The organism is Mesorhizobium sp. SEMIA396, assembly GCF_024518615.1.
GTDB lineage: Bacteria > Pseudomonadota > Alphaproteobacteria > Rhizobiales > Rhizobiaceae > Mesorhizobium.
Map to the genome: position 1 here is coordinate 799,955 of NZ_JANIFC010000001.1, position 19,014 is coordinate 818,968.

At 62.7% G+C, this 19,014-nt stretch carries 16 protein-coding genes; 13 read left to right on the forward strand and 3 right to left on the reverse strand.

Annotation, left to right across the window (positions count from 1 at the left end):
- Nucleotides 1-19: 19 nt before the first annotated feature.
- The 5 genes from NP503_RS03970 (at nucleotide 20) to NP503_RS03990 (ending at nucleotide 6,802) form a co-directional block, all read left to right on the forward strand.
- Entirely contained in the window at nucleotides 20-1,672 is a 1,653-nt protein-coding gene (locus NP503_RS03970; RefSeq protein ID WP_127269355.1) for an ABC transporter substrate-binding protein, read from the forward strand.
- Between the two features lie 226 nt (nucleotides 1,673-1,898).
- On the forward strand, nucleotides 1,899-2,933 hold the full coding sequence (locus NP503_RS03975) for an ABC transporter permease (RefSeq protein ID WP_127269356.1): 1,035 nt from the start codon (nucleotides 1,899-1,901) through the stop codon (nucleotides 2,931-2,933).
- Between the two features lie 12 nt (nucleotides 2,934-2,945).
- Complete coding sequence (locus tag NP503_RS03980) at nucleotides 2,946-4,103, forward strand: ABC transporter permease (RefSeq protein WP_127269357.1); 1,158 nt, start codon at nucleotides 2,946-2,948, stop codon at nucleotides 4,101-4,103.
- Between the two features lie 67 nt (nucleotides 4,104-4,170).
- On the forward strand, nucleotides 4,171-6,519 hold the full coding sequence (locus tag NP503_RS03985; RefSeq protein WP_127272340.1) for an ABC transporter ATP-binding protein: 2,349 nt from the start codon (nucleotides 4,171-4,173) through the stop codon (nucleotides 6,517-6,519).
- 64 nt (nucleotides 6,520-6,583) lie between these two features.
- Nucleotides 6,584-6,802: a CopG family transcriptional regulator gene (locus tag NP503_RS03990; RefSeq protein ID WP_127270554.1), complete on the forward strand. Its 219-nt coding sequence runs from the start codon at nucleotides 6,584-6,586 to the stop codon at nucleotides 6,800-6,802.
- A 392-nt stretch (nucleotides 6,803-7,194) separates the two neighbouring features.
- Here NP503_RS03990 and NP503_RS03995 read toward each other — a convergent pair whose 3' ends face one another.
- Nucleotides 7,195-7,785, reverse strand: coding sequence for a transglycosylase SLT domain-containing protein (locus NP503_RS03995; RefSeq protein ID WP_127270553.1), 591 nt, complete (start codon nucleotides 7,783-7,785; stop codon nucleotides 7,195-7,197).
- 216 nt (nucleotides 7,786-8,001) lie between these two features.
- On the opposite strand from NP503_RS03995, the gene NP503_RS04000 reads away from it, so the two are divergent.
- Nucleotides 8,002-9,540 carry a trimethylamine methyltransferase family protein gene (locus NP503_RS04000; protein WP_127379331.1) on the forward strand — a complete coding sequence of 513 codons (1,539 nt, stop codon included), beginning with the start codon at nucleotides 8,002-8,004 and terminating at the stop codon, nucleotides 9,538-9,540.
- Nucleotides 9,541-9,630: 90 nt separating this feature from the next.
- On the forward strand, nucleotides 9,631-12,057 hold the full coding sequence (locus tag NP503_RS04005) for an FAD-dependent oxidoreductase (RefSeq protein ID WP_127272338.1): 2,427 nt from the start codon (nucleotides 9,631-9,633) through the stop codon (nucleotides 12,055-12,057).
- Nucleotides 12,058-12,167: 110 nt separating this feature from the next.
- Here NP503_RS04005 and NP503_RS04010 read toward each other — a convergent pair whose 3' ends face one another.
- Entirely contained in the window at nucleotides 12,168-12,560 is a 393-nt protein-coding gene (locus NP503_RS04010; protein WP_127270196.1) for a DoxX family protein, read from the reverse strand.
- A 198-nt stretch (nucleotides 12,561-12,758) separates the two neighbouring features.
- On the opposite strand from NP503_RS04010, the gene NP503_RS04015 reads away from it, so the two are divergent.
- Entirely contained in the window at nucleotides 12,759-13,247 is a 489-nt protein-coding gene (locus NP503_RS04015; RefSeq protein WP_127270194.1) for a hypothetical protein, read from the forward strand.
- Nucleotides 13,248-13,328: 81 nt separating this feature from the next.
- Here NP503_RS04015 and NP503_RS04020 read toward each other — a convergent pair whose 3' ends face one another.
- Entirely contained in the window at nucleotides 13,329-14,105 is a 777-nt protein-coding gene (locus tag NP503_RS04020) for a VOC family protein (RefSeq protein WP_127270192.1), read from the reverse strand.
- A 164-nt stretch (nucleotides 14,106-14,269) separates the two neighbouring features.
- Between NP503_RS04020 and NP503_RS04025 the strand changes: the two genes are divergently transcribed.
- The 5 genes from NP503_RS04025 (at nucleotide 14,270) to NP503_RS04045 (ending at nucleotide 19,013) form a co-directional block, all read left to right on the forward strand.
- Entirely contained in the window at nucleotides 14,270-14,986 is a 717-nt protein-coding gene (locus NP503_RS04025) for a gamma-glutamylcyclotransferase (protein WP_127270190.1), read from the forward strand.
- Between the two features lie 142 nt (nucleotides 14,987-15,128).
- Entirely contained in the window at nucleotides 15,129-16,493 is a 1,365-nt protein-coding gene (locus NP503_RS04030) for an NAD(P)-dependent oxidoreductase (RefSeq protein ID WP_127272618.1), read from the forward strand.
- A 2-nt stretch (nucleotides 16,494-16,495) separates the two neighbouring features.
- Nucleotides 16,496-17,809 carry an NAD-dependent dihydropyrimidine dehydrogenase subunit PreA gene (gene preA, locus NP503_RS04035; protein ID WP_027035003.1) on the forward strand — a complete coding sequence of 438 codons (1,314 nt, stop codon included), beginning with the start codon at nucleotides 16,496-16,498 and terminating at the stop codon, nucleotides 17,807-17,809.
- A 199-nt stretch (nucleotides 17,810-18,008) separates the two neighbouring features.
- Complete coding sequence (locus NP503_RS04040) at nucleotides 18,009-18,512, forward strand: Rrf2 family transcriptional regulator (RefSeq protein WP_024501511.1); 504 nt, start codon at nucleotides 18,009-18,011, stop codon at nucleotides 18,510-18,512.
- A gap of 42 nt (nucleotides 18,513-18,554) precedes the next feature.
- A complete protein-coding gene (locus tag NP503_RS04045; RefSeq protein WP_127269912.1) occupies nucleotides 18,555-19,013 on the forward strand; it encodes a carboxymuconolactone decarboxylase family protein in 459 nt (152 codons plus the stop codon).
- Nucleotide 19,014: the final 1 nt, after the last annotated feature.

Here is a 19,014-nt window from a genome sequence, read left to right on the forward strand (position 1 = left end):
CAACAATGGGAGTTAAGTCATGACAATTTACAAGAGTAATGGCGATCGCGTTCCGGATCACATCCTGGCCATGGCCGAAGAAGCCAAGGCAGGCAAGGTGGACCGCCGCGAATTCCTGGCCATGGCCAGCGTCTTCGGCGCATCGACGGCAATGGCTTACGGCTTGCTCGGCCTCGCCGATCCGACGCCGGCGAAGGCCGAAGAGGTAAAGGGCAAGAAGGGCGGCACGCTGAAGATCGCCCAGTGGATCAAGGATCCCAAGGACCCGCGCAAGGCCGACTGGTCGGAAATCGCCAATGCCGAGCGCCAGGCGCTCGAGCCGCTGGTCAAGTACACGTCCGAATACACGTTCCGCCCCTATCTGCTGGAAAGCTGGGACGTCAACGACGATGCCACGCAGTACACGCTGCATGTGCGCAAGGGCGTCACCTGGTCGAATGGCGATGCCTTCACCGCCGCCGACGTCGTCTTCAACCTGAAGCGTTGGGCCGACAAGAAAGCCGAAGGCAATTCCATGCCCGGCCGTCTTGGCTCGCTGGTCAAGGACGACAAGCTCGACGAAAGCGCCGTGACCATGCCGGACGACCACACGGTCGTGCTGAAGCTCACCAAGCCGGACATCGCGCTGATTCCGAACATGTGCGACTATCCCGGCCTCATCGTCCACAAGACCTTCGATGAGAAGGGCGGCGACTTCAAGGCCTGCCCGATCGGCACCGGTCCGTTCGAACTCGTCTCCTACGATGTCGGTCAGAAGGTGGTCTACAAGCGCCGCACCGACGACAAGTGGTGGGACGGCGAAGTGTTCCTCGACGGCCTGGAATTCATCGACTACGGCACCGATCCAGCAGCCATGGTCAGCGCTTTCGAAGCCGGCGAAGTGCATACCAATTTCGAGACTTCGGCCGACTACGTGTCGATCCTCGACGGCATGGACCTGGTGAAGTCGGAAATCGTCACCGCGTCGACCATCGTCTGCCGCACCAACGTCAACAACAAGCCCTATGGCGACCAGAAGGTGCGCAACGCGCTGCAGCTTGCGGTCGACAACAATGTCGTCTTGCAGCTCGGCTACGGCAACGCCGGCTCGGTCGCCGAAAACCACCATGTCTGCTCGATCCATCCGGAATATTACGAGCTGCCCAAGGTTGCCCGTGATCCGGCCAAGGCGAAGGCGCTGATGGCGGAAGCCGGCCAGGCCGACTTCGAACACGAGCTGATCACGGTCGACGAAGACTGGCACAAGAACACCGGCGATGCGATCGCCGCCCAGCTGCGCGACGCCGGCATCAAGGTGAAGCGCACCGTTCTGCCGGGTTCGACGTTCTGGAACGACTGGACGAAGTATCCGCTGTCGATGACCAACTGGAACATGCGCCCGCTCGGCGTCCAGGTTCTGGCCATCGCCTATCGCACCGGCGAGGCCTGGAACGAGGCCGGCTGGTCGAATCCGGAATGGGACGCCAAGCTCAATGCGGCGCTCGCCGTTGCCGACGCCGCCAAGCGCAAGGAAATGATGAAGGACATCGAGCAGATCCTGCAGGATTCCGGCATCATGATTCAGCCGTACTGGCGCAAACTCTACAGCCACTCGGTCAAGGCGGTGCAGAACTACAAGATGCACCCGACCTTCGAGCGCGACTACGGCAAGGTCTGGCTCGAACAGGCTTGATCGCATCGACATGGGGGAAGGGGCTCGCTCCCTTCTCCCGCTCTTTGCATCGTCCGTCCCCGTTGGTCCGCGCTTTCTCAAAAAAGTTACGGACTCGCGGGCAAGGCCGTGCAACAAAACAGGGTTGATCGCATCCGAAGGCCTGTTTGACAGCCAGCTCCGCCGGTCACGGCAGGGTTGGCTTTCATAGCCGGCTCAAACCCCAACCCATCGGCAGGGGGCCGCCATGCTTTCCTTCGTTATCAGGCGTCTTGGCACCATGGCATTGACGATGCTGTGCTTGACCATGGTCGTCTTCTTCCTGATCAACCTCGAACCCAATCTGAAGAAGCTGGCGATCAGCCAGACCGAAATGCATACGTCGGCCGAGCAGCTCGAGAGCTGGCTGGTCAACCACGGCTATCGGCAGAACTTCTTCGTCCGCTATGGGCAGTGGCTGGGCGTGGTGCCCAAGCAACCTGTGACAGACCCGGCGACCGGCAAACCGGCGCAGCGTTTCTCCTTCTGCAATGATCCGCTCGTGCCGACCTTCGCCGGCGTTTTCCAGGGCGATTTCGGCTGCTCGACCAAGTTCAAGGCGACCGTCGCCTCAAAGCTGTTTCCGGCACTCGGCGCCACGGGCATCCTGATGTTCTGGGTGCTGGTGGTGATGGTGCCGATCTCGCTGCTGATCGGCATTATGGCCGGCATGCGCGAGGGGTCGCGAACCGACCGGGTGCTGTCCGTGGCGTCGATCGCTTCGACGGCGACGCCTGAATATGTGTCGGGCGTCATCTTCACCGTCATCTTCGCCTCATGGCTAGGCTGGCTGAACGGCTCGGCGGCTTCGGCCAGCCAGGGCATCACCTTCTATAATTTCACTTTGCCGGTAATGACGCTGGCGATCTACGGCATCGGCTATATTGCGAGGATGACGCGTGCTTCGATGGTCGAAGTGATGACGCAGCAATATATCCGCACCGCCAGATTGAAGGGCCTTTCCTTCGGCAGCGTCGTGGTCAAACATGCCTTGCGCAACGCGCTGATCGCACCGTTCACCGTCATCATGCTGCAATTCCCATGGCTGCTCACCGGCGTCGTCATCGTCGAGGTGATGTTTCGCTATCAGGGCTTCGGCTACACGCTGGTCGAGGCGGCCGGCAACAACGACATCGACCTTTTGCTCGGCTGCTCGCTGGTCTCGGTGTTCATCGTCCTGATCACGCAGCTCATTTCCGATGTCGGCTACGCATTTCTCAATCCGCGTATCAGAGTTCAGTAGGGAGCGAAGCGGATGCCGGTTCAATATATCAGTGGCTTCACCATCGTTCTCGAAGTGCTGTCGCGCTTCTGGCCGGTCTGGATCGCACTCGTCATCGTCATGGGCGCGAGCTTCACCTACAAGAAGAAGCTGGCGCTCTACGGCCAGCTGTTCGACAGCGGTGTCGGCATCGTCGGCGTCGGCATCTGCCTGTTCTGGCTGTTCACGGCGATCTTCGCCGCGACCATTTCGCCCTTCGACCCGCTGGCCCAGATTCCCATCATGAAGGATGTGCTGCCGGGCGCCGTCGAACCGAAATCGGGGCTGACCTATCTGTTCGGCGGCGACAAGCTGGCGCGCGACGTGTTTTCGCGCATGGTCTATGGCAGCCAGATCGTGTTGATCATCGCGCCTGCCGCGACCGGCTTCGCGCTGATGGTCGGCATCACGCTCGGCCTGCCCGCCGGCTATTACGGCGGCAAGATCGACACCGTGCTGTCGTTCCTGGCCAATCTCGTGCTGGCCTTCCCGGTCATCCTGCTGTTCTATCTTTTGGTGACGCCGGGCATCATGGATACGCCGATCCCCTATGGCATGGCCGGCGTGTTCTTCCTGTTCCCGATCATCTTCTTCAGCGTGCTGTTCTGGACCCGCTACAAGAACCGGCCCGACCGGCTATACATCCTGCTCGGCATCACCCTGATCCTCGGCGGCTGGATCTATGCCGGCCTGGTCTTCGACGCCGATCCGCTGAAGATCGTGCATATCGACCCCAACCAGCTCAACATCTTCGTGGCGGTGGTGTTCGCCTCCAGCCCCGGCGTGTTTCGCATCGTGCGTGGCCTGGTGATGGACATCAAGACGCGCGATTATGTGGCGGCGGCGCAGACACGCGGTGAATCGCCCTGGTACATCATGCTGTGGGAGATCCTGCCCAATGCGCGCGGGCCACTGATCGTCGACGCCTGCCTGCGCATCGGCTACACCACCATCCTGCTCGGCACGCTCGGTTATTTCGGCCTTGGCCTGGCGCCGGAAAGTCCGGACTGGGGCACCGCGATCAAGGACGCCAGCCGCCTGCTGCGCTCCTTCATCCACCCAGCGTTGCCGCCGACGATCGCACTGATGTCGTTCGTGCTGGGCTTGAACCTGCTCGCCGACTCGCTGCGCGAACAATCGATGAAAGACTGATCTCGCGGGTTTCGACCCGATGCGCCTGAGAGAAACAGGCCCGAAAGAACCAGGATTGGAGCGACCCATGAACGAGGCAGTTCGAAATCCCGCCACGCCAACCAATGGGCCGGCCAACGCGCCGATCATCGAGATCGAGAACCTGTCGATCTCCTTCTTCACCCGCAAGGGCGAGATCCCGGCCGTCATGGATTTTTCCTGCACCGTCATGCCGGGGGAGGCGATGGGCATCGTCGGCGAATCCGGCTGCGGCAAGTCGACCGTGTCGCTCGGCATCATGCGCGACCTCTCCAACATCGGAAAAATCGTCGGCGGCAAGATCAAGTTTCAGGGCAAGGACATGGGCGAGCTCTCCGACGAGGAGTTGCGCTCCATTCGCGGCAACAAGATCGCGATGATCTACCAGGAGCCGATGGCGAGCCTGAACCCGGCGATGAAGGTCGGCCAGCAATTGATGGAAGTGCCGCTGATCCACGACAAGGTGTCGAAGGAAGAGGCCTATAAGCGCGCGCTCGAAATGGTGCGCTCGGTCAAGCTGCCGGACCCCGAGCGTATGATGCGCTCCTATCCGCACCAGCTTTCGGGCGGCCAGCAACAGCGCATCGTCATCGCCATGGCGCTGCTGTCGAAGCCGGCGCTGCTTTTGCTCGACGAGCCGACGACGGCGCTCGACGTGACGGTGGAGGCGGGCATCGTCGACCTGGTCAAGGGGCTGGGCGAGAAGTTCGGCACGTCGATGATCTTCGTGTCGCACAATCTCGGCCTGATCCTCGAAACCTGCGACCGCATCACGGTGATGTATTCGGGCGAGGCGGTGGAGACCGGCAAGATCAAGGATGTCTTCGACAGGATGCGCCATCCCTATACGCAAGGGCTGTTCCGCTCGATCCCGCTGCCCGGCGCCGACAAGAATTCACGGCCGCTGATCTCGATTCCCGGGCAGCTGCCGCTACCGCACGAGCGGCCCAAGGGCTGCAATTTCGGCCCGCGCTGCCACCATTTCGTGGAGGGCGTCTGCAACGCCGCCGAAATCCCGATGATCGAGGTCGCGGGTCACGAAGGCCATTTCTCGCGCTGTGTGCGTTTCAACGAGATCGACTGGGAAGCGCTGCCGCCCGGCGCCAAGAAGGTCAATGAGCGCGTCGTGCCCGGCGCGCCGGTGCTCAAGATCGAGGATCTCAGAAAATACTACAGGGTCGGCGGCAGCGAGGTGTTCGGCTCGAGCGAGGGCCGCGTCGTCAAGGCCAATGAGACGATCTCGTTCATGGCGCGCGAATCCGAGACGGTCGCCATCGTCGGCGAATCCGGCTGCGGAAAGTCGACGCTGGCCAAGGTGCTGCTCGGGCTGGAGACGGCAAGTGCCGGCACGGTGACGCTGGGCAACACGGAAATCCAGTCGACGGGCATCGAGAAACGGAGCGTTGACACGGTGTCGTCGATCCAGATGGTGTTCCAGAACCCGTTCGACACGCTCAATCCCAGCCATTCGGTCGGTTCGCAGATCATCCGCACGCTGGAGAAGTTCAATGTCGGCAAGACGGTTGCCGATCGCCGCAAGCGCATGCTGGAACTGCTCGACCTGGTGAAGCTGCCCAGGGCGTTCGAGACCCGCAAGCCGCGCCAGCTTTCGGGCGGCCAGAAGCAGCGCATCGGCGTGGCGCGCGCCTTTGCCGGCGACGCCAAGGTGGTGGTGGCCGACGAGCCGGTCTCGGCGCTCGACGTGTCGGTGCAGGCGGCGGTGACCGAATTGCTGATGGACATCCAGCGCAAGAACAAGACGACGATGCTGTTCATCAGCCATGATCTGTCCGTCGTGCGCTACATCGCCGACCGCGTCGTCGTCATGTATCTCGGCTATATCGTCGAGCAAGGCACGACCGACCAGATCTTCGCGCCGCCCTATCACCCCTATACAGAGGCGCTGCTGTCGGCGATTCCGATCGCCGACACCAGCGTGGTCAAGCGGCACATCGTGCTGGAAGGCGACATCCCGTCGGCGATGAATCCGCCGTCCGGCTGCCCGTTCCAGACCCGCTGCGGCTACAAGAAGCTGGTGCCGGACAATCTGTGCGAGACCAAGGTGCCCCCGGTCAAGCATCTCGGCGGCGGCCATATGAGCCTGTGCTGGCTCTCCGACGACGTGCTGGCCAAGATGGAGCCGGTGATCAAGTTCGACAAGGAACACGCCGCGCACGAAGGCGTGCCGGATGACGCGCCGCACGGCGACGGCCCCGGTTTTGCCGGCACGCCGCCGAAGCGTCCGCGCGGCAAGACGGGCAGCGCGGCAGCCGATGCGGTGGGGCAGGCTGCCGAGGAGGCCGAAGCCGTTTCGAAAGCCCGCCGTCACGAGGTCCGCGACGAGGTTTCGGAAACCGGCCGTTCTCCAAAGCCGGGCAAGCCCAGGAAACCGAACTGACCTGCATCACGCAATTTCATTTGCTGCGCCATGTGATGTTTGATGCTTGGAGGGAGGGCGAATTGTGAGAACGACACTTGCAATCGATGACGATGTCCTTCTTGCCGCCAAAGCTATGGCGCGGCAGCAGGATCGCAGTGTGGGCGAAGTCATTTCCGATCTGGTTCGCCGTTCGCTGCGTCCGCCGCAGGCGGGCGGGGAGCGCAACGGCATTCCCTTGCTTTCGTCGCGGCCCGGCGGGCCGATGGTCGATCTCGAAACGGTCAATGCGCTTCGCGACTAGCCGCGCTGGAACAGAGGATCTGGCAGGGTTGGGGATCTGTCGGCAGCAAGATGTCTTCCCTCGGTGGACCATCGCTGGCATTCGGGATTGGCTGGAGCCTCCCCAAACTTCGTCATCCTAGGGCGTAGCAGGAGCGAAGCTCCGTCGCGGAGACCCTGGGATCCATGCCGCGACCTCAGCCGAGGGCGCAGCGGAGCACAATTTCTGCCCGCGGCGGCGATTTGAAGTCGCGGCATGGATCCCTTGGGCTGCGGAGCAGCTCCAGGGGTCTGCGCTGCGTCGCTGCGCTCCTTGCTCCGCCCGTGGATGACGAAGCGATGAGCGTTTGCCGCTAGTCGGCAAGGCATGCCGTCCATCAGCGGGTGGTTGAAATGCTCATGCCCGGAATTAGTTCAGTTCCCGCACTCGCTCAGTTGCTGCGCATAGTCCCGCGCCATCTTGTCGGTGGCCCGGGCATAGCCCTGGACGCCGGCATCGCCCCGGTTGCCGCGGCCATAGGCGGTCCAGCCGAGATAGTAGGCGAGATAGAGGTTGTAGGTGTCGTTGCGGGCAACGCCATACGTGTCTGCGGTCTTGGAATGATACCAGCCGACAAAGTCGACGGCGTCGGCGAATTTCGTCCGCCGGGCCGCCCAGTTGCCGGTCTCGCGCTGATATTGCGACCAGGTGCCGTCCAGCGCCTGCGAGAAGCCGGTGGCCGACGAGACATGCTTCCACGGAATGAAGCCGAGCAGCTTGGTGCGTGGCGGCCGTGCATTGCTCTTGAAACCGGATTCCTTGCGGACCGTCGCCATCAGCACGGGAACGGGGATGCCGTATTTCTGCTGTGTGCGCTCGGCGGCCGACTGCCAGTTGTCGAACCAGCCGTCATTCTGGTCGAAGACGGCACAGACATTGTTGATGTGGCTGGGCGGCGTGGCGCAGGCCGAAAGCGCCAGCAGCACGCAAACCGCACCAATTTTACTAAAACTCGAGCTACGCATTGGCAGAGCAATAGGCCGAAATCATAAAGGGAATCTTGCAGCGCTCGTTAACGCTTCGTCGGAGCAGTCGCTTGGGGGATTTTGTGTCAGTAATCCGACGTATTTCGTCGCTTTCTCTAAATAGATATTACAGAAATGCCGCCGTGGCTAAAATCACGCCCGCAAACGGCGTATTTCCGACAGCTTGCCCGGTTTGCCGGGGCTTTGATGCCGGGCATGAACGAACCAAGACGCAAACGCGGCGCCGAGCGCACCAGCAACAGGGGCCCGTCGGCCATCCCGCAACTGCCGCTCAGGCGGGTGACGAATCCCTATCCGCCAATGGCTATGCTGTCGCCCGACCAGATCGAGCAGATCCATCAGGCGTCGATGCACATATTGGAGAATTTCGGCATCGAGGTGATGAGCCCGCGGGCGCTGTCGCTGTTCGAGAAGGCTGGCGCCGAAGTCGATCATGCCTCAGCGAATGTCCGCATCGATCGCGGCCTGATCGAAGACGTGTTGAAGACCACGCAGTCCAGCTATGTGTTGACGCCGCGCAATCCGGCCAACGCGGTTCATCTGGGCGGCAACACCATCAATTTCACGCTCGTTGCCGGGCCGCCGAATGTGCACGATATGGAGCGCGGCCGCCGTGCCGGCAATTTGCGCGACTATTCGGATCTGACCCGGTTGGCGCAGCATTTCAACTGCATCCACATGCTCGGCAACCAGGTCTGCGCACCGGTGGAGCTGCCGGCAAACTCCCGCCATCTCGACACCTACTTCACCAATCTGACGCTGACCGATAAGAGTTTCCATGTCTCGGCTATCGGCCGGGGCAGGGCGCTTGACGGCATCGAGATGATGGCGATTTCGCGCGGGCTGACGCTCGACCAGATGCGCGACGATCCCGGCATCACCACGATCATCTCGGTCAACTCGCCGCGCCGCTTCGACGAGATGATGGCCGAGGGCCTGATGACCATGGCCGAGTTCGGCCAGTCGGTGGCGGTGACGCCGTTCACGCTGATGGGGGCGATGAGCCCGGTGACGCTGGCCGGGGCGCTGGCGCAGCAGAATGCCGAGGCGCTGTTCGGCGTCGTACTGACCCAGCTTGTCCGTCCGGGCGCGCCGGTCATGTATGGCGCCTTCACCTCCAATGTCGACATGAAGTCGGGCGCGCCGGCCTTCGGCACGCCTGAGAACACCAAGGCCAACATCGCTTCGGGGCAACTGGCGCGGCGCTACGGGCTGCCCTACCGCACGACGCCGGGCTCGGCCTCCAACGCCGCCGATGCGCAGGGCGCCTATGAGACGCTGATGGCGCTGTGGGGTGCGGTGCTCGGCCATGGCAACCTCGTCTACCACGCCGCCGGCTGGCAGGAGGGCGGGCTGACGGCGTCGTTCGAAAAACTCATCATCGATGTCGAGATGATCCAGCACATGATGGAGTTCTTGCGCCCGATCGAGGTCAACGAGGCCGAGCTTGCCGTCGAGGCTTTAGGCGCGGTGCCGACCGGCGGCCATTTCTTCGGTGAGCCGCACACGCTGGAGCGCTACGCCACCGCCTTCTATCAGCCGATGCTGTCCAACTGGCAGAATTACGAAGCGTGGCAGGAAGCCGGCGGGCTCGACGCCACTGCGCGCGCGACGCGGCTGTGGAAGAAGGCGCTGGAAGACTATGTCGAGCCGGTGATGGATATCGCCGTGCGCGAGGCGCTGGAGGCTTACATGGCCAGGCGCAAGGAAGCGATCGGGCAGGGCGAGCCGTGATGATTGCAGGATTGTGCGCGCACACCGGCTTGGCTCCTCCCATGTCGATTCATTCCACCCATCCAACTCATTGATAACAGAGCAAAACTCATGAAATCGCATGCAAAGGTCGTGGTCATTGGCGGTGGCGTCGTCGGGTGCTCCGTGCTGTTCCATCTCGCCCGCCACGGCTGGACCGATGTTGTCCTGCTGGAGCGCGACGAATTGACGTCCGGCTCGACCTGGCACGCGGCCGGGGGCATGCACACCATCAATGGCGACCCCAACGTCGCCAAGCTGCAGAAATACACCATCAACCTCTACAAGGAGATCGAGGAGCTTTCCGGCCAGGCGACCGGCGTGCATCTGACCGGTGGCGTGCTTTTGGCGGCAACCGAGGCGCGGCTGGACTGGCTGCGCGGCGTCGTCGCCAAGGGCCGTTATCTCGGCATCGAGCTCGAGGAGATCTCGCCCAACGAAGCGGCCGAGCTGATGCCGCTGCTCGATCCCAAGCAGTTCGTCGGCGCCGTCAGGAACAAGGAGGACGGCCATCTCGATCCCTCAGGCGTTACCCATGCCTATGCCAAGGCCGCGCGGAAACTTGGGGCGGAAGTGGAGCGCTTCACCAAGGTCGAGGACATCGTGCGCCGGCCCGACGGGCTATGGCGCGTCATCACCAACAAGGGCGAGGTGGTGGCCGAGCATGTCGTCAATGCCGGCGGCCTGTGGGCGCGCGAGGTCGGCCGCATGGTTGGTCTCGAACTGCCGGTGCTGGCCATGGAGCACATGTACCTGATCACCGAGGACATGCCTGAGGTCGCCGCCTGGAATGCCAAGACCGGCACCGAGATCATCCACGCGGTCGATTTCGACGGCGAGCTTTACCTGCGCCAGGAGCGCGGCGGCATGCTGATGGGCACCTATGAGAAGGCCAACAAGCCGTGGTCCGAATACCAGACGCCATGGAATTTCGGCCATGAATTGCTGGAGCCGGACATCGACCGCATCGCGCCGTCTCTGGAAGTCGGCTTCCGCCATTTCCCCGCCTTCCAGAACACCGGCATCAAGCAGATCATCAACGGCCCCTTCACTTTCGCCCCTGATGGCAACCCGCTGGTCGGGCCGGTGCGCGGCCTGCCGGGCTTCTGGGTCGCCTGCGGTGTCATGGCCGGTTTTTCGCAAGGCGGCGGCGTCGGCCTTGCTTTGTCGAACTGGATGATCGAGGGCGATCCCGGCGCCGATATCTGGGCGATGGATGTCGCGCGCTATGGCGACTGGGCGACGATGGCCTACACCAACGCCAAGGTGCGCGAGAATTATTCCAGGCGCTTTTCGATCCGCTTCCCCAATGAGGAGCTGCCCGCCGGGCGGCCGCTGAAGACGACGCCGATCTATGATCTGCTGTCTGCTGGGGGTGCGCAATGGGGCGTTGCCTATGGGCTGGAAGTGCCGCTGTGGTACGCGCCGGAAGGCGTCAAGGACGAGTTCTCGTGGCGCCGCTCGAGCGACTTCACGCAGGTCGCCAAGGAGGTCGCGACGGTACGTGACAGTGTCGGCCTGTCCGAGATTTCGAGCTTCGCCAAATACCAGGTGACGGGTGAGGGAGCGGCCGCCTGGCTCGACCGGATGCTTACCTGCAAACTGCCGAAACCCGGCCGCATGACGCTGGCGCCGATGCTGAAGCAGGACGGCAGGCTCATCGGCGACTTCACGCTGGCCAATCTGGGGGAGGATGGCTGGTTCCTCGCCGGCTCCGGCATCGCCGAGCAATACCACATGCGCTGGTTCGAGAAGCACCTGCCTGACGATGGATCGGTCCGCATCGAAGCGCTGGGCGCGAGGCTCACCGGTCTGTCGATCGCCGGCCCGAAGGCGCGGGATGTGCTGGCAAAGGCCACGCGCTCGGATGTCTCCAACGCGGCATTTTCCTTCATGGCCATTGGCCGGATGGATATCGGCATGGCGCCGTGCCTGGTCGGCCGTGTGAGCTATACCGGCGATCTCGGCTACGAAATCTGGGTGGCGCCGGAATACCAGCGCGCCGCCTATCAAGCGCTGATGGCGGCGGGCGAGGAATTCGGCATCGGCCTCTTCGGCTCGCGCGCGCTCAATGCGCTGCGGCTGGACAAGAATTACGGCTCATGGGGGCGCGAGTACCGGCCGATCTACGGGCCGCTGGAAGCGGGGCTCGACCGCTTTGTTGCTTACGGCAAGGACGCCGATTTCATCGGCAAGGCCGCGGCGCTGGCCGAGCGCAGGCAGGGCGGCAAATTGCGCCTGCGCGCCTTTATCGTCGATGCCGACGATGCCGATGTCATTGGCGACGAGCCGATCTGGTTCGATGGCGCCGTGCGCGGTTGGGTGACGTCGGGCGGCTATGCGCATCATTCGAAGAAGTCCGTCGCCGTCGGCTATGTGCCGAAGGAGATCGCAGATGAGAGCGACGGCTTCGAAATCGAGCTGCTGGGCAAGCGTCATGCGGCGCGCATTCAGGCGGTGCCGCTTTTCGACGCCAATTTCGAACGGATGCGTGCCTGAAGCGCTTCGGCTTCGCCGATGCGCTTCAGATTCCTGTTTGTGCATGTCGTGTCCCAAAACCGCTGGGCACTTTGGGCGACATGCACTAGTCACGCCCCTTCTTCTGGGCGTCAGGCGCTGCGGCGGTTGTCCAGCGCGAAGGCGCCGGCGCCGGCAAACACCAGATAGAGGAAGATGAAGCAGAAAGAGATCGCCGAATCGCCGCCATTGTTGACCGGGAAGAAGTCGCGCGGCATGTGCGCCATGAAATAGGCGATCGCCATTTCGCCGGCCAGAAGGAAGGCTACGGGCCGCGTGAACAGGCCGAGCGCCAGCAGGATGCCGCCGGCGAATTCGAGGATGCCGGCGGTCATGGTCAGCCCGGAAAGGGCGTGGGGATCGGCGCTGACGGGGAAGTTGAACAGTTTCTGGCTGCCATGCTCGATGAACTGCAGCGCGGTCATGATGCGCAACACGCCGAGCGCCTGCGGCTGGTATCTGGAGAGGCTTTCGAAAAGCTTCATAATGACTCCATTTTCAATCCGCCCGGCCATAGATTATCGCCCAGGAATGACCATTCACTTCGCATGGCCTGCCGTCAACAATCGGTGATTGGGAATGTTCCCAATTGCCATTAAAATTTTCTCGCCAAGGTTGCATTAGTATCTCTATGGTTGTATTGATGCGTGTACAACAATCCTGAATGTGTGGGGGCCTTTGCCATGAAAAAAGTCGTCATCAGCCTTTTCGCGATCCTCGCAGGCATTAGCTTCGCCATGGCCGAGGACGCCGGCTGTGAGGCGTTCAAGTGGCCGGTGACGCGGGAGCAGACCCTGTTTGCCGCAGCACCGGCAACGCCGTCCGGAGCGGCGCTGGCGGTTGGTGAGGCTGCGGACCTGGCGCTGGTGCCGGTAGGGAAAGCCGGTTTTGCGGTAGCGCCCGAACGTGCGCCGGCATCGGACACGTTTGGCGCCGTTGCCAGCGTGGAGGTGCCGTCCGAGGGGGCCATCCAGATCAGTCTCTCGGGCGAGGCCTGGATCGATGTCATCCAGAATGGCCAGGCCATCAAGTCGGCGGGCTATAGTGGCGTGAAAACATGCCCTGGCATCCGCAAGAGCGTGCGCTTCAAGCTTGCGCCTGGCCCGGCCACCGTTCAGTTCAGCGGCGCGAAGAAAGCTGAGCTGAAGGTCGCGGTGCTGGCGCCGGAATGAGACGGCGCCAGTCAGGGGTAGAGGCCTTCATCGGTAGTCCGATGAAAGCCCGCGCTTTGTTTCAGCGATGTTCGATCGCGGTCAGCGGACCGGCGCCATCAAGGCGAAATGCGCGCCCTGCGGGTCCTGGCATTGGACGATCCAGCTGCCGCCCGGGACCTCCATCGGCCCCATCAGGATCTTGCCGCCATTGTCGGTCACCCGTTTGGCCGCCGCATCGATGGCCGGAACATTGAAATAGAACTGCCAGACCGGGACCGGAATCTGCTCGGGCTTGTTCATGATGCCGCCGCCGGATTCGGGGCCGGCTGTAAAGGTCTGGTAAGTGCCCACCGGGCCCATGTCGAAATCGCCGGCGTCGACCCAGCCGAACTGCTCGGAATAGAAATCGAACGCGGCTTTCCAGTCGCTCGTATAAAGCTCGTGCCAGCCGATGTGGCCCGGCGTGCCGGCCGGCACGACAGGCTGGTCGGGACCGTTTGGCTGCAGGAACATGAAGGTCGCGCCTTGCGGATCGGCGACGACGGCAAAGCGGCCGACGCCCGGAATGTCGTCGGGCTGGCGGTGAACGGTGCCGCCGGCTTTCTCCAGCGATGCCGTGGCAGCGTCGACATCCCTGGTGTGGATATAGCCAAGCCAGGCGGGCGGCATGCCCATCTTGGCTGCATCCTCAGGCAAGGTCATCAGGCCGCCGACGCCACGTTCGCCGACATTCATCACGACATAGCGCGGGATGCCGGGCGCCTTGTCGAAGGGCTGCGCCGTCCAGCCGATGACTTGGGTGTAGAATGCCTCGGCGGCGTCGAGATCTGACGTCATCAATTCGTACCAGAAGAAGGGCATCGGGGCTTTTGGCATTTCGGTCTCCTCACCTTTCATACGTGATCGTCGTCCATCATAGGACGATCCTCACGACGGGAATCCGACACCGCCCGGAAAACAATGGGTGTGTGTGCCAAGCGTTCCCTGGTTGCGCACCCAGCGGTTTTCGATTTCTCTACGGCTATGAAGGGTTGTCGTTCATGCGCTTGATGTCGCTCACGCCCGAGCTTGTCGCACTGTGCCATCGGGAGGAGGCCGATCCCGGCCCGGACCCGAGCTGGACAGACATGAACGACGAGGACTTTCGAGACCTTGCCTTGCGGCTGTCCAATGAAGCCGATGAGGGGCCGCTATGGGTGTTCGCTTATGGGTCGCTGATCTGGAAGCCGGAATTCGAGTCGGTCGAGCAACAGCTCGCCACGGCCTTTGGCTGGCACCGCTCTTTCTGCCTCGACATGGTGCGTTGGCGGGGCAGTGCCGAGCAGCCTGGGTTGATGATGGCGCTCGAACGGGGCGGACGCTGCAACGGCGTGATCTATCGCTTGCCGGAGGGCGAAAAGCCGGCGCAGGTCGAAAGGCTGCTGCGGCGCGAAATCAGCGACCACGAAAGCATCGAGACGGTCCGGTGGCTGCCGGTGCATACGCCGCAAGGCACGCTGCGCGCGCTCGGCTTCTGGGTCGGCGTGAAGGGCAGGGGAACGTCGCTGAACCAGCCGTTGGACAGAGTGGCGAGCGTGCTGGCCAGAGCCTGCGGGCATATCGGATCCGGCGCCGAATATCTCTACAACACGGTCAGCCACCTCGAGGCGTTCGGCATCCATGACCGCAATCTGTGGCGACTGCAGCAGCTGGTCGCAGAGGAGGTCAAGACCATTCATGGCTGTAAGCTTGAACCCGGCCATTCGCTCGCACTGTGAAAGCAGCCTCGGCCTCCGATAACATGAGTAAAAAAATCATGTTATTATCCAGCCTTTTCAGAGACTTGCGCCGAAAATTGACCAATTGATAAAAAAATAAAACGTGCTAGCCTTCCTCAAAAGAAAACATGGGGAACTGACGATGCCAGAAGGCCAATTCAGGGAAGGCATTGCGGGCGGCAGGCTCTCGGCCGACCAGTATGCGGATAATTTTTCCGACCTGCATCCGCCGCTCGATCACCACGAGGCGCTGGTCGAATCCGATCGCTGTTATTTCTGCTACGACGCGCCGTGCATGAACGCATGCCCGACCTCGATCGACATTCCACTGTTCATCCGCCAGATCTCGACCGGCAATCCGATCGGTTCGGCCAAGACCATCTTCGACCAGAACATATTGGGCGGCATGTGCGCCCGCGTCTGCCCGACCGAAACGCTGTGCGAAGAAGTCTGCGTGCGCGAAGTGGCGGAAGGCAAGCCGGTGCAGATCGGCCGCCTGCAGCGCTATGCCACCGACGTCGCCATGAGCGAGAACAAACAGTTCTACCCGCGCGCCGAGCCGACCGGCAAGACTGTCGCCGTGGTCGGCGCCGGGCCGGCCGGCCTTGCCGCCGCGCACCGGCTCGCCCGCCACGGCCATGACGTGACCATTCTGGAGGCGCGCGCGAAAGCCGGTGGCCTCAACGAATACGGCATCGCCGCCTACAAGAGTGTCGACGATTTCGCCCAGGCCGAAGTCGATTATGTGACCGCGATCGGCGGCATCGACATCCAGAACGGCAAGGCCCTCGGCCGCGACTATCAGCTGTCGGATCTGATCCGCAATTACGATGCGGTGTTTCTCGGCATGGGCCTTGGCGGCGTCAATGCGCTGCGTGCCGATGGCGAGGACGCCGACGGCGTCATCAACGCGGTCGAGTTCATTGCCGAACTGCGCCAGGCCAGCGACCTTTCCGGCCTGCCGGTTGGCCGCCGCGTCGTCGTCATCGGTGGCGGCATGACGGCGATCGACGCGGCCGTGCAGTCGAAATTGCTCGGCGCCGAGGAGGTGACGATCTGCTACCGGCGCGGCCAGGAGCACATGAATGCGTCCGAGTTCGAGCAGGATCTGGCCGCCGCCAATGGCGTCACCATCCGCCACTGGCTGCAGCCGAAGCGGGTGATCGCCGAGGGCGGCAAAGTGTCGGGCATCGAACTCGAATACACCGCCATGAACGGCGACAGGCTTGCCGGCACCGGCGAGACCCTGACGCTCGTTGCCGACCAGGTGTTCAAGGCGATCGGACAGAGTTTTGTGCCGGCAGCCCTCAACGGCAGCGGTGCGTCGATCGATCTCGAAGCCGGCCGCATCAAGGTGGATGCGGAAGGGCGTACGTCGCTTGCCAGGGTCTGGGCCGGCGGCGACTGCATCTTCGGTGGCGACGACCTCACCGTCTCGGCGGTCGCGCAGGGGCGCGACGCTGCGGAGAGCATCAACCGGGCACTGACCTCGAACGGGAGGGCATGAGCATGGCAGATATCAGAAACAATTTCGTCGGCATCAAGTCGCCCAATCCGTTCTGGCTTGCCTCGGCGCCGCCGACCGACAAGGCCTACAACGTCATCCGCGCCTTCAAGGCCGGCTGGGGCGGCGTGGTGTGGAAGACGCTCGGCGAGGAAGGCCCGCCGGTGGTCAACGTCAACGGCCCGCGCTATGGCGCGATCTGGGGCGCCGACCGCCGCCTGCTCGGCCTCAACAACATCGAGTTGATCACCGACCGCGACCTGCAGGTCAATTTGCGCGAGATCAAGCAGGTCAAGAAGGACTGGCCCGACCGCGCCATCGTCGTCTCGCTGATGGTGCCTTGCGTCGAGGAGGCCTGGAAGGCGATCCTGCCGGTGGTCGAGGAGACCGAAGCCGACGGCATCGAGCTGAATTTCGGCTGCCCGCACGGCATGTCGGAGCGCGGCATGGGCGCGGCTGTCGGCCAAGTGCCGGAATATATCGAAATGGTGGTGCGCTGGTGCAAGCAGAACACCCGCATGCCCGTCATCACCAAGCTGACGCCCAACATCACCGATGTGCGCAAGCCCGCACGGGCGGCACATGCCGGCGGCACCGATGCGGTGTCGCTGATCAACACCATCAATTCAATCACCGGTGTCGACCTCGACAGCTTCGCGCCGCAGCCGACAATCGACGGCAAGGGCTCGCATGGCGGCTATTGCGGCCCGGCGGTGAAGCCGATCGCCATGAACATGGTGGCCGAGATCGCGCGCGATCCAGAAACCCGCGGCCTGCCGATCTCCGGCATCGGCGGCATCACCACCTGGCGTGACGCGGCCGAATTCATGGCGCTCGGCGCCGGCAATGTGCAGGTGTGCACGGCGGCGATGACCTATGGCTTCAAAATCGTGCAGGAAATGATCGCGGGCCTCGAAAACTGGATGGACGAGAAGGGGCACGCCTCGCTCAACGACATCGTCGGCCGCGCCACGCCCAATGTGACCGATTGGCAGTATCTCAACCTGAACTACGTCGCCAAGGCGCGTATCGACCAGGATGCCTGCATCAAATGCGGCCGCTGCCACATCGCCTGCGAGGACACTTCGCACCAGGCGATCACCAGCATGGTCGACGGCGTCAGGCACTTCGAGGTGATCGAGGCCGAATGCGTCGGCTGTAATCTCTGCGTCAATGTCTGCCCGGTCGAGAACTGCATCACCATGGAGCCGCTGGCAGCCGGCGTGATGGACCAGCGCACCGGCAGGCCGGTATCGCCCGTCTATGCCAACTGGACGACGCACCCGAACAACCCGATGGCCAAGGTGGCAGCGGAATAGGGACACGTCACGAGAAGAGCGCCGAGGGCGCAGCAGCTTCTCTTCCCCCCCGTATAGTGACGGGGAGAAAGACGCTGTCATCGCCGATTTCGCCAATCACCAACGTATTCCTTTTTCGAAAGCGGACGACTCTGCATTTTCCTATTGCAGATAAGAATTATCCACGATAATATATATCCATGATAAAGGAGCCGATCCAATGAAACTGGGCGAGGGCGTTGAGGCAGCCATCCATTGCGCTGCCACGCTGGCGAGTGTGGAGGGGAACAGCACCATGCCTGGCGCTGCTCTCGCCGAGGCCTTTGGCCTGTCGCCTAGCTATCTGCTGAAGCATCTCAACATGCTGAGCGCCGCGCGCATCCTGGAATCGGTGCCCGGGCCTGCCGGTGGCTATCGGCTGGCGCGGCCGGCCGAGCGCATCACGCTGCTCGACATCGTGCTGGCCGTCGAGGGCCGCGAGCCGGCCTTCCGTTGCGGCGAGATACGCCAGCGCGGTCCGGTGAAGCTCGATGCTTCAGCCTATGTCAAACCCTGCGGCATCAACGCGGCGATGCTGAAGGCCGAGCGCGCCTATCGCGCCGCGCTCGCCGAGACCAAGCTGTCCGATATCGTGGCCACCTATGCGGCAGAAGGCGATCCCAGGTCACTTGCCGCGAGCTGCGCCTTCGTCGAGCGCCACCAGCGGCCGCAGAAATCCAGTTAACCCCGCCGACCCAAACCCAGGCAGATTTGAAAGGACAAGAAGATGAAACAGAGGCTGCAATTTTTCGCCAAGGCGCCGGAGATCATGAAGGCCGTGTCGGCGCTCAACAAGGCGGTGGACGAATGCGGGCTCGAGGTGAGCCTGCTGCACCTGATCAAACTCAGAGCGTCGCAGATCAATGGCTGCTCGTACTGCGTCGAGATGCATAGCCGCGAGGCGAGGCGCGACGGCGAGACCGAGCAGCGGCTCTACCTGGTTTCAGCCTGGAAGGAATCGCCGCTGTTTTCCGAGCGCGAACGCGCCGCCTTGGCCTGGACCGAGGCCGTCACCCTGATCGCCAACAATGGCGTGCCGGACGAGCTCTATGCAAAGACGCTCGAGCATTTCTCGGAAGAGGAATTGGTCAAGCTGTCCGTTGCGCTCGGCATGATCAACACCTGGAACCGGCTGTGCATTCCGTTCCAGGCCATTCACCCGATGCCGGCGGCCAAGGCCGCCTGAT

Bases quoted from the DNA above. Each gene is read 5' to 3' on its own strand.
- NP503_RS03970 (WP_127269355.1), top strand. From the start codon at position 20: ATGACAATTTACAAGAGTAATGGCGATCGCGTTCCGGATCACATCCTG.
- NP503_RS03975 (WP_127269356.1), top strand. From the start codon at position 1,899: ATGCTTTCCTTCGTTATCAGGCGTCTTGGCACCATGGCATTGACGATG.
- NP503_RS03980 (WP_127269357.1), top strand. From the start codon at position 2,946: ATGCCGGTTCAATATATCAGTGGCTTCACCATCGTTCTCGAAGTGCTG.
- NP503_RS03985 (WP_127272340.1), top strand. From the start codon at position 4,171: ATGAACGAGGCAGTTCGAAATCCCGCCACGCCAACCAATGGGCCGGCC.
- NP503_RS03995 (WP_127270553.1), bottom strand. From the start codon at position 7,785: ATGCGTAGCTCGAGTTTTAGTAAAATTGGTGCGGTTTGCGTGCTGCTG.
- NP503_RS04000 (WP_127379331.1), top strand. From the start codon at position 8,002: ATGAACGAACCAAGACGCAAACGCGGCGCCGAGCGCACCAGCAACAGG.
- NP503_RS04005 (WP_127272338.1), top strand. From the start codon at position 9,631: ATGAAATCGCATGCAAAGGTCGTGGTCATTGGCGGTGGCGTCGTCGGG.
- NP503_RS04010 (WP_127270196.1), bottom strand. From the start codon at position 12,560: ATGAAGCTTTTCGAAAGCCTCTCCAGATACCAGCCGCAGGCGCTCGGC.
- NP503_RS04015 (WP_127270194.1), top strand. From the start codon at position 12,759: ATGAAAAAAGTCGTCATCAGCCTTTTCGCGATCCTCGCAGGCATTAGC.
- NP503_RS04020 (WP_127270192.1), bottom strand. From the start codon at position 14,105: ATGCCAAAAGCCCCGATGCCCTTCTTCTGGTACGAATTGATGACGTCA.
- NP503_RS04025 (WP_127270190.1), top strand. From the start codon at position 14,270: ATGCGCTTGATGTCGCTCACGCCCGAGCTTGTCGCACTGTGCCATCGG.
- NP503_RS04030 (WP_127272618.1), top strand. From the start codon at position 15,129: ATGCCAGAAGGCCAATTCAGGGAAGGCATTGCGGGCGGCAGGCTCTCG.
- preA (WP_027035003.1), top strand. From the start codon at position 16,496: ATGGCAGATATCAGAAACAATTTCGTCGGCATCAAGTCGCCCAATCCG.
- NP503_RS04040 (WP_024501511.1), top strand. From the start codon at position 18,009: ATGAAACTGGGCGAGGGCGTTGAGGCAGCCATCCATTGCGCTGCCACG.
- NP503_RS04045 (WP_127269912.1), top strand. From the start codon at position 18,555: ATGAAACAGAGGCTGCAATTTTTCGCCAAGGCGCCGGAGATCATGAAG.